The organism is uncultured Eudoraea sp., assembly GCF_947258525.1.
Classification (GTDB): domain Bacteria; phylum Bacteroidota; class Bacteroidia; order Flavobacteriales; family Flavobacteriaceae; genus Eudoraea.
Map to the genome: position 1 here is coordinate 1 of NZ_CAMYIP010000204.1, position 9,764 is coordinate 9,764.

General features: G+C 36.8%; 10 protein-coding genes. 6 read left to right on the forward strand and 4 right to left on the reverse strand.

The features are described 5' to 3' along the window. The coding region (locus tag Q0X89_RS15680; protein ID WP_297695887.1) for a dihydrodipicolinate synthase family protein at window positions 1–202 on the reverse strand (202 nt) is incomplete at its 3' end. A gap of 35 nt (window positions 203–237) precedes the next feature. After that, window positions 238–1,416 (reverse strand): aldose epimerase family protein, encoded by a 1,179-nt coding sequence (locus tag Q0X89_RS15685; RefSeq protein ID WP_297695889.1) that lies wholly within the window; start codon window positions 1,414–1,416, stop codon window positions 238–240. A gap of 158 nt (window positions 1,417–1,574) precedes the next feature. Between Q0X89_RS15685 and Q0X89_RS15690 the strand changes: the two genes are divergently transcribed. From Q0X89_RS15690 to Q0X89_RS15710, 5 genes are all read left to right on the forward strand, one after another. Continuing rightward, window positions 1,575–1,991, forward strand: a complete 417-nt coding sequence (locus tag Q0X89_RS15690) for a hypothetical protein (RefSeq protein ID WP_297695891.1) — start codon at window positions 1,575–1,577, stop codon at window positions 1,989–1,991. A 48-nt stretch (window positions 1,992–2,039) separates the two neighbouring features. Beyond that, window positions 2,040–2,948 carry a tryptophan 2,3-dioxygenase family protein gene (locus tag Q0X89_RS15695; RefSeq protein ID WP_297695906.1) on the forward strand — a complete coding sequence of 303 codons (909 nt, stop codon included), beginning with the start codon at window positions 2,040–2,042 and terminating at the stop codon, window positions 2,946–2,948. Between the two features lie 171 nt (window positions 2,949–3,119). Continuing rightward, complete coding sequence (locus Q0X89_RS15700; RefSeq protein WP_297695893.1) at window positions 3,120–3,785, forward strand: hypothetical protein; 666 nt, start codon at window positions 3,120–3,122, stop codon at window positions 3,783–3,785. 69 nt (window positions 3,786–3,854) lie between these two features. Beyond that, entirely contained in the window at window positions 3,855–4,469 is a 615-nt protein-coding gene (locus tag Q0X89_RS15705; RefSeq protein ID WP_297695895.1) for a hypothetical protein, read from the forward strand. A gap of 169 nt (window positions 4,470–4,638) precedes the next feature. Then, on the forward strand, window positions 4,639–5,133 hold the full coding sequence (locus Q0X89_RS15710; RefSeq protein WP_297695897.1) for a hypothetical protein: 495 nt from the start codon (window positions 4,639–4,641) through the stop codon (window positions 5,131–5,133). A 577-nt stretch (window positions 5,134–5,710) separates the two neighbouring features. Here Q0X89_RS15710 and Q0X89_RS15715 read toward each other — a convergent pair. Together Q0X89_RS15715 and Q0X89_RS15720 are read right to left on the reverse strand one after the other, a co-directional pair. Further along, window positions 5,711–6,412, reverse strand: a complete 702-nt coding sequence (locus tag Q0X89_RS15715) for a methyltransferase domain-containing protein (protein ID WP_297695899.1) — start codon at window positions 6,410–6,412, stop codon at window positions 5,711–5,713. 139 nt (window positions 6,413–6,551) lie between these two features. Further along, complete coding sequence (locus Q0X89_RS15720; protein WP_297695901.1) at window positions 6,552–7,937, reverse strand: metallophosphoesterase family protein; 1,386 nt, start codon at window positions 7,935–7,937, stop codon at window positions 6,552–6,554. A gap of 707 nt (window positions 7,938–8,644) precedes the next feature. On the opposite strand from Q0X89_RS15720, the gene Q0X89_RS15725 reads away from it, so the two are divergent. Continuing rightward, window positions 8,645–9,673 carry a glycosyltransferase gene (locus tag Q0X89_RS15725; RefSeq protein ID WP_297695904.1) on the forward strand — a complete coding sequence of 343 codons (1,029 nt, stop codon included), beginning with the start codon at window positions 8,645–8,647 and terminating at the stop codon, window positions 9,671–9,673. Window positions 9,674–9,764: the final 91 nt, after the last annotated feature.

Sequence of the window (9,764 nt, forward strand, 5' to 3'; positions counted from 1 at the left end):
CAACCGTAGTCTCGATAAGTATCCTCTTTTCATCATCTGTAAGTGTACTGGCTTCTCCCAATGTGCCGCCCAGGATAATTCCACTAACACCTGCCTGAATCTGTGCATTGATATTTACCTCAAACATCTTTAAATCCAAAGTGTCTGTTTCTGTGAATTTAGTTGTTACTGCGGGCATTACCCCTTTCCATTCTACTTGCATAATAACCAAGGATTAATTGTGAACTGTAAAATTACTTATTTTACTACATCGAATTTATAAACTGTCATAGATTTATAGGTATTTCCCGGTTCTAAAACAGTACTCGGAAAGTTAGGCTGGTTTGGCGAATCAGGATAATGTTGTGTTTCCAGGCAAAATGCGTTTCTTTTCATATAAGGTCTTCCGCTTTTACCCGTACTACTTCCATTTAAAAAGTTGCCACCGTAAAGTTGAACACCCGGTTCCGTGGTGTATACTTCCATTATTCTGCCACTTGCCCGCTCGGTAACCCTGGCAGCCAGGACAAGGCCTTCGCTGTTTTTAGGAGATTCATTCAGCACAAAATTATGATCATAACCCCCCCCAATGACCATTTGTGCATGGTTGCTATCCAGATCTTTACCAATTGTTTTTGGACTGGTAAAATCAAAGGGAGTACCTTCAACACTCTCAATGGCTCCAATTGGTATAAGTCCGGCATCCACGGGGGTATACGCCGATGCATTGATCATCATTACATGATCATTTATATCCCCCTGGCCTTCCCCTTTAAGGTTAAAATAGGAGTGATTGGTTAAATTGACAATAGTGGTTTTATCTGTGGTAGCTTCATAGTCTATTTTTAGTTCATTATCATCTGTAAGAACATAAGTTACCTTTACATGCAGATTACCTGGATAGCCCTCTTCCATATCGGGAGAAACGCGGGTAAATTCAATTTGGTTGTCAGCGGTTTGACTCGCTTTCCAGGTGACCGCATCAAAACCAATTGTGCCACCGTGCAAATGGTTTTTTCCGTTATTTTTTGCCAGTTTATACTTTGTTTTATTAATAGAAAATTTGCCATTAGCAATTCGATTTCCATATCTTCCTATTACGGCACCAAAGTTATTTTTAGGTCCATTAAGATAGCCGTCCAGTGTTGAAAGGCCCAGAACAACATCTCCCATTTCCCCATTTTTATCCGGGACATGCAGCGCAACTAATCGCTGACCGTAATTGGTGAAATCTGCTTTAAGCCCATTCTTGTTCGTTAGGGTATATAAGCGAATGCTATCACCCTTAATAACTGCTTTAAAATCATCAGGATTGATTGAATTAGTATATAAAATCTTCTCATCGGCCACTTCAGATTTTTTATTGGTTTGGTTATCCTTACATCCAAAAAAAAATGGTGTTACTAGCAGGAAAGCATATAAGAAATTGAACTTCATATTATCATATAATTTAGACCATTAAAAGTAGGGAAAAGTTTGAAGGTAAGGGTAAACTGGAAAAATAATTACCGGGATTCGTTGAATATGCTATTTAGCCAGGATCACATTTCAGTTTGCAGATACACTTTATAAAATTATATGCTTAATTTGGACCCATGCAAAGATTTTGTTCGAAGTTACTGGTTGTGCTTCTATTTGTTCAATTTTCCTTGAGGGGTCAGGTTGATGATGATAAAGTCCTGCATTTTGCTGCCGGGGCATTTTCCGGGGCTGCCGGCGCATTAATTGCCTCAAAAATTAGTAAGAGAAATCGATTTTGGACGGTAACCGGCTCAGTCGGGGCGAGTCTTTTGGCAGGCTTGGCCAAAGAAGCTATAGATAAAAGCAATGGAGGTAAATGGGACAATGGCGATTTGGCTGCTACAGTCTTAGGCGGAGTAACAGTAGGGGTCAGTATTGAATTGTTTTCCAAGAAAAGTGGAAAATATTATGTGCGAAGAGACAAGTCCTCCAGGAAGAAGAAAAAGAAAAAAAAGACAAATAGCGCAGACCCAATTGATGATGAAAATTAATGGCATAAAATAATAAGTGCGTTTATACAATTTAAAAACTGCGAACTAATTTTGGATACCAACAAAAAACTAAAACAAAAATATGAAGCACTGGGTGAGAATCCGGAAACTTACCTGAAGGGCCTGCTTTACGCCAAACCCATTACGTATTGGGATTATGTAGAAACCGACACTTTATTGTCATTACAAAAACCACGTACGCATTTTAAGGATGAAACCATTTTTATCATGTATCATCAGGTTACTGAATTAATACTGAAGATGATGAGACATGAATTGGAACAGATCTCGGAAGAGGAACAACCGACAGAAACGTTTTTAATTGGCAAAATCAACAGGTTAAATAGGTACACCACCATGCTTATTACCTCCTTTGATATTATGAAGGACGGCATGGATCATAAGGATTATAATGAATTTAGAGCCACATTAACACCGGCCAGCGGGTTTCAAAGTGCTCAATTCAGGTATATTGAATTGTATTGCACCCGACTGGAAAACTTAGTAAATGACGAGGGAAAAAATCGGTTGTCCGCCAAACCTTCTACCGAAGAATATTTTGAAAACATTTACTGGAAGGATGCCGGGTTAAACCGAAAAACAGGTGTAAAAACCCTGACATTGCAACAATTTGAGGAAAAATACCTCGATAGTTTTATTGCCCTCGCCAGGGAATTAAAGGGTCTTACTTTCGAGGATAAAATTCTTAAACTAAAAAACCCTTCAGATCAATTGAAGGAAAAGCTAAAAGAATTTGATCATTTGTACAATGTGGAATGGCCGATGGTACACCTTCGCACTGCCGATTACTATCTAAGTGAGAAAGGCAGAAGTAAGGAGGCAACCGGCGGTTCTGAATGGAAGAAGTATCTTCATCCGAAATATCAACAGCGAAAATTTTTCCCGACCTTATGGACTAAAGAAGAGAAAAAAACCTGGGGCCTTCCTAAAGGGTAATTGCCATTTAGAGGATAGTCAGAGAAGCTATTTCATTTGACTAATATTGAGTATTTGCAGAAAAGTACGCAGACAATTGAACATTTGAATTGCAGTTATTGGAAGATTTATAATATGCCCTTATTGCTGAATTAGTTGAAGAAATATCGGAATTTCAAGAAATCTTTGATTATGAGTTTTCAAATGAATTATCGCACTTTCCAGGACTATCTGAAGGTCGGCCTTTTAATAACCAGGTTCAGGTTCTTTTTTACTATTCTGGCCCTGTTAGTGTGGAATTTGGCTTCTTCACAGCTTGCAGAAAATAAGCTTGAGGATGCCTATTACCTGCTTATTAAAGATCAAATCAAAGAAAGCGAAAAATCCATATCTTACTTTGCTAAAGATTTACAGCAAGAAGTCGATTCAGGCCGCCTTACCAAAACATCAATGGAGAAAATGATTACTAAAAAGTTAAGATACAGGAAATTGTTAGCCTCTAAAAAATGTAATGAAGAATTCAAATGGCATCTGGGATTGGATCTAAAACATAAATTTACTTTGAGTAATTTATTTGGGAAGAATGTGGTTTCGGACTTATTTAACAAAGTTGGAGCAGATGAGACACATAACTTGGCAAAAGCCACAGCCTTAGGGATCATGATTCAACAAGAACAAGTGGAACCCACGTATGGCCATAGTTTTTCTTCCCCGATTAAACTTGATACCAACAGATATATATTGTATCATAAATTCTCTACCTCAATTTTAAGTGGTTATTCGGAGTTACTCATATTTTGTTTGGATGAAAATGGAGACTATGAATTGGAGAGATCAATAGGAGGTTACATTTTATAATCTGTTTAAAGAAGGTGATGCCGCAAACGGCCTAAATAGTAGAGCCGAAGGAAATAAATTCGATTGTCAATGAGAGGTATTTTAGTAGCAATTCTAATCATAACTATCAGTTTTGGATGTAAGTCACATAACCTTTCTGAGAATTACAAAGAGGTTTATGCTGTAATTAATTCATTGAAAAATGAAAGAAAGGGAATAGAGCATATTTATAAGAACTCGTTCATTAGTAAGGAGTATGGTTCACAATTTTTAAGGACAATCAATCAAAATTTATTAATAGACCATGTAAATGAAAGAAATCAGGAAATTGGTTATAAAAAAGCCGATTCCCTTTCAGCATTAAATATGTACTCGGAAAAGGAAATTGATTCCCTTCAAAATGAAATATTCTTATCGTATCTGTTACCTGATGTAAAAGATTTCCTGAGTGATAAGGATCTGGAAAACATGGCTGAGACGTTTGCTTTAAGATCCGTAAAATGGAAACAAAGAGAACTTCCAAGCATTACTCTTTCGAAGGTTAAAAGCGCACCAAGAGTTTCTGTTCCGGTTTTCAATTTAGATCATTCAATAGCTGTTTTATTTGTCGAATACCCTGATAGCCTTTCTCTGTGGTTTTATAAAAAGGATGTAAATAATAGTTGGTATTTTTATTGTTCGGGAATGATTTGGAGGTCTGATTGAGATTGGCAGTAATTAATTTTTGATAATTGAACTGGTTGAATGTAATTTAAAGCAGAGTTATTTTAAAATCTAAAATTTAATTAATCTATTCCTAAGAGTAGATGTATATAGCTGCAAGCAGGTTGTGCCTTATAAGCAAATTCCTTATTTTTAATAAAAATAGTTAGCCATGAAAAATTATGCTATACTAAGGTTTTTTGTCTGTATTGTTTTAATACAGTCGTGTAATCAGGATGATTTGCCCACAACGGACCCTAATTTATTCTTGGGGTCATGGAAATTGTCCAGTATAGCTTTTGATGGTGTAGAGTCCTCTGAAATAAGCGATTGTACAAAGAACAGTCTTTTAGTTTTGTATAGATTTAGTGAAAACAATCCTTCCGCCAATGCAGAGTTATACGATTATGCTTTGAACGAAATGGAAGAATGTGTAGTTGTACAAAGTATCAATCAGGCAACCTGGAATACGCTAACAACTTTTACAAACTCAGGTGACACTTCGCGAGCAACCGTCTTAAGTTATACTACCGAGCAAGAAGAAACCGTAAGTTTGACACTAGAAAGAGTCGGAGAGTTCTTGAAGATTACCGGTAATATGCCGATAAATGGTAATGACACTGCTATCAACCGGACGTATATAAAGTTAGGGCAAGAATTTCCTTAATCTATTCTACTGATAAGAGTGCTATAATTCGGATATCGGAACAAGGGGTCATTTTTTAAGCTCACCGCAAGACTCACTTATTAACAGAAGTTTAATTTCTAGAACAGGTTGAAGATTTGGTTTCACATCATTTATCTTGAAATTCATCGTTTTATTGAATTTGGCTTTCCCGAAACATATCAATTTTAGACAAACTGTTGTAGCTAAAAAAATATTGATTTTCTTACATTTCATACATTAAGGACAACACTTCACACATTTGTATACCTCAAATCCATGATTGGTTACTAGATTAACATCAAAATAATAATCACGCCTTACTATAAGAACTGATTTTTAATTAAAAAACAAGTGACATATGAATCCACTTATATTCTATATCGCGACTGCAGCTATAATTTTTGCCCTAGGCGTTATTGTTTTTATTCTAACTGGGCTTATCAATAATCGACCTAGTCATTAAATACCCAACTGCCTTTCTTGAAATCTTCCTTTATTTGAACATTGATACAAGCTGACATAAAATGCGTTTTTAATACATTTATAAATTGTCACCGACTCTTTTATACTACAAACATTATTTCGCTTTTATAATATATTGATATGGAAGTAAATCTACGTTTACCTCAAAAGAATTATAGCCTGCTTTTTTTAATTCATTGACTACAACATCGATGGGTAACCTATGACCCAAAGGAGGACCGACAGGGATTTCAGATTTGAAAAAATCTATAATCACCAACTGGCCTTCAGGTTTTGTGCCCTTTTTTACCTTAGTAAAATATTCAGGGCGGTTTTCAATATGATGATACGTATTACACATCATCTGCATAGAGAAACTTCTGTTGTGGCCAAGCTTCTTTCCAAGGATATGGACCACAGATTCAAAATTGCTTTTTTCGATTCGTCTTTGTAGAAACTCTTGAAACTCTTCATCCACATCAGCTGCAATAACTTTCGCCCCTTTTTCTGCTAATTTCACGGAGAAATAACCAGAACCAGCTCCAATATCCATAATCGTTTGACCTTGTAGGTCGCCTAAAAATCCCAAAACTTTTTGAGGTTGTTGATACGCATCTCTTTCTGGAGACTCGAATCGTTCGATCAGTTTTTCAACAGAAGATTGGTGCATATGCTCATTAGCTGAGCTATGTTCTGATCGGGTATCATTATGATGCTCGTGACCGCTTGTTTTTACCTGGGCAGTATTTACGTCACGATGGTTGTTTTTACATCCAAAACATAGAAAAAATGTTAAAATCAATGCTATATTTTTCATTTCAGTATCTTTTAGTGATTTGTTTTATAGTTTATTCGAACTTTTGAGTCCCGTCCCGTCCCGATAGCTATCGGGATGAACTATCTAGCTAAATTATTAATTATCGAATTGGCCGTAGATTTCATGGGGTCTAATACTTTCACTCAACAAAATCCTTTTTTAACCGAACAGCAGAGTTTGGCACTTTGTTTATCAACTTTCTACGACCTTTCTTCTTAATTAGGTCAAATGCATCGTAAAGTTTTCCCAGTGGTGTGTACGCTTCATATTTTATAATGTTCTTTGAGACGGTAATTATTTGGAATAGTTGGGTATATTCTCCCCTTCGTACCATCCAATCCTGGTCTTTTGATTCGTACATTTTTGGTCCACTTACCGAAACCGCGTAAATTGTTCCGGCATTTTTTACAACCGTAAGACCTTTGCCCTCGTTCTCAATGTAACCCCGGGCATAGGTATGATCATGGCCTTGCAATACCAGGTCGACATCGTATTTATCAATTAAAGGTTTCAAAGCTTCCCTTAACTCTTTGTTGTCTCTTCCCCTGGCTGTTGAATAAATAGGATAGTGCATCGTGATTGCTTTCCATTTTTTTTTGTTGGATTGCAAAACACTATCCAGCCATTTTATTTGTGCTGCACGTGCCTCCATACTTTTGTTGAAACCCTCTGCATCTATCGATATCAACTTCATGTTCTGATAGTCAAGGGCATAACATGTTTCCTTCAGATCTTCAGTTGGGCCATTTTCGGGGAGGGTAAATTGTGGCCTCCATAAAGAAGTTAAAACACCGTCTCGATACTCGTGATTGCCCGGGGTCATCATACTTGGTACTGTCGCATGAATAAAACTGCCTGAGTAAAACCATTCTCCCCATTCTAGATTCGCGTCCCTATCATTGATCAAATCACCGGCATGCAACATGAAGTTGACTTGAGGAAATTGCTTATAGGAATTCCGAATGACCCGTGACCACATCGATTTTACGCTGTTTTGGGCATCCCCGAAATAAATGAAACTAAACGGTTCATTATTATCAGTGTGCGCAGTAGTAAATTGAAACCACTCGCTCCAGCAACCGTCATCTTCCGACCCGTTTCCAACTCGATACACGTAGGTTGTATGGGGTTCAAGATCAGGAACTACGGCCGAATAATATGCCGCCTTTACCAAAGGTTCATTTATGTTACGGTTTTGAAACAATTGTCTTTTTGCGGTAATCTTGCGAACTGCCCCAAGCAGGAATTCGGGTCCATCGGTGGCTAAAGCAACTTCTACCACTCCAGATTTAATTTGCTGATCGGTTCGCCAATTGACCGCAAAACTGTGGGCGGGATCTGTTGTTAGGTTTGCTATTATACGATCTGGCGTCTTGGATGGAAAAATCAATTTATGGGCAGTCACTGAATCATGCTCAATATAATGGCTATGGCCATGGTGTTCGGTTACAATTGGATTTTGTGCACGCAACGGAAAATACAATAGTAGCGTCAAAATGAGGAATACTGTACTTTTTTGGGTCATTGTTCAATTTATTTACTTTCAAAAGTATTTTATGTCCGGTTCAAAACCAACTATTTAAGGCAATGTTAATGTTAAGCCTCATCACAAAGAGTGGATTGTCTTTCTTTAATTGTGAACAACTTAAGGATGTTAATAATAATCATTGTAACCAGACAAGGCATTTTACAACCGTTACATAAGTCTTAATGATAAGTTTGAGATTGTATTATCTACAAATCTCAATGATGAAGTTCTATTGGAACAATTATTACCTCTATCTGATAAAATCATTTCTCTTCCTGGGATTAAATTGGTCTGGACGGGATTGATTTCTCTCCACTTTCGTTAAAACTCCAGTGGATCAAAATCGGCCTAAGGGGGTGGGCCCGCGGAGAAGCGTGCCCGTGCACTCCTGTTCGCTTCGCAAACAGTGGTTCTTCTTCATTTCTCCATACTTGAAAGCAAGCTTTCGCATGGTGAAATGAAAAAGTCCTATATACATTGTATTGAGGACTTCTTAATCTAACCAATGACGAGACCAATTAATTAATAGCCTTCTCCTCCTGAATGTTTACTGGCAGCTATTAAATGAGTGTGCCAATCTTAGAAATAGAATAAATATCGATATACGAAATAATATTTATACGTATTGAAGTATCTTTATTTTACCGGATAATTAATGTTTATTTTTGCCTAAATCTAATTCAATACCTCCAATAAGTTCTCCAATGATTCAACTAAGTATTGTTGTTCCTATATATAATACAGATAAATATCTGGGTAGGTGCCTTGATAGTCTTTTAAGACAGGACCTTTCTTATAATGAATACGAGATCATTGTTATCAATGACGGATCTCAGAACAAGAGTGGGGAAATCATCAAAAGCTATATGGCTGAATACCCACATATTAGCTATTGTGAACCGGATATTTCAGGAATATTTGAAATAAGAAATGTTGGAATAACCCTTGCCCGTGGCAAATACATATATTTTGTAGATTCTGACGACTACATCTCGACTCATGTTCTGGGAAAAGTTACTTCGTTTATGAATAAAGAAGAATTGGACATCTTTGGATTTGGGATCATTAAGACTACAGAATCATCTATTCCTACTCCACCTATTGAGAAAAATCTGAAAGGGCTTACAATTTACAATGGTCAGAACTATATTTCAAAATTCAATTTCGTAAATGAGTCCGTTTGGCTCGTTATCAATTTGAACTTTTTAAGGACTCATAATATTGTATATCCCCCCGGTGCGGGATTTCCGAAAGGTATATTTACTGTTCAGCTTTTTTATCACTCAAAGAGAGTAGCTGTGATTCCCGACAACATTTATGCAGATTTTCAGCATCCAAGTTCAATTCTCCTCAATCCCAGCCCAGAGCAAAATAGAGATCTTTTAAGGAAATATGAGTCTACCACAGATGAATACATGAATTTTAGGAGAGTGGTTGAATTAGAGAACACACTAAGTGCTTCTGGACTTGAGAGAATCAGAAGCAAATCAATATCCTATATTTTTTTTATGCTTATCAGGGCTGTGAAATCAAATCTGTCAATAAAAGAGATCGGTCAAATGCTTCGCCGTTTGAGATCCAAAAATTACTATCCGATCAAGGGGTTTATGGGTTCGGATTACAGGAGCAATATTTCCAGGTCATGGCTATTCATTATTAATAATAAAATTTTGTTTATGCTTTTTATTGCAGTTTATCGGTCGTTAAATCCTTGGCTAAAGCGTTTTAGCTGATGACTAGAAGTAGAATTAACGGGGGTATATACTTTTTCTTTATAAAATATTCTTAATTGCAATACCTCTATCCGTTCAGAAATCGACATGG

Bases quoted from the DNA above. Each gene is read 5' to 3' on its own strand.
- Q0X89_RS15685 (WP_297695889.1), bottom strand. From the start codon at position 1,416: ATGAAGTTCAATTTCTTATATGCTTTCCTGCTAGTAACACCATTTTTT.
- Q0X89_RS15690 (WP_297695891.1), top strand. From the start codon at position 1,575: ATGCAAAGATTTTGTTCGAAGTTACTGGTTGTGCTTCTATTTGTTCAA.
- Q0X89_RS15700 (WP_297695893.1), top strand. From the start codon at position 3,120: ATGAGTTTTCAAATGAATTATCGCACTTTCCAGGACTATCTGAAGGTC.
- Q0X89_RS15705 (WP_297695895.1), top strand. From the start codon at position 3,855: ATGAGAGGTATTTTAGTAGCAATTCTAATCATAACTATCAGTTTTGGA.
- Q0X89_RS15710 (WP_297695897.1), top strand. From the start codon at position 4,639: ATGAAAAATTATGCTATACTAAGGTTTTTTGTCTGTATTGTTTTAATA.
- Q0X89_RS15715 (WP_297695899.1), bottom strand. From the start codon at position 6,412: ATGAAAAATATAGCATTGATTTTAACATTTTTTCTATGTTTTGGATGT.
- Q0X89_RS15720 (WP_297695901.1), bottom strand. From the start codon at position 7,937: ATGACCCAAAAAAGTACAGTATTCCTCATTTTGACGCTACTATTGTAT.
- Q0X89_RS15725 (WP_297695904.1), top strand. From the start codon at position 8,645: ATGATTCAACTAAGTATTGTTGTTCCTATATATAATACAGATAAATAT.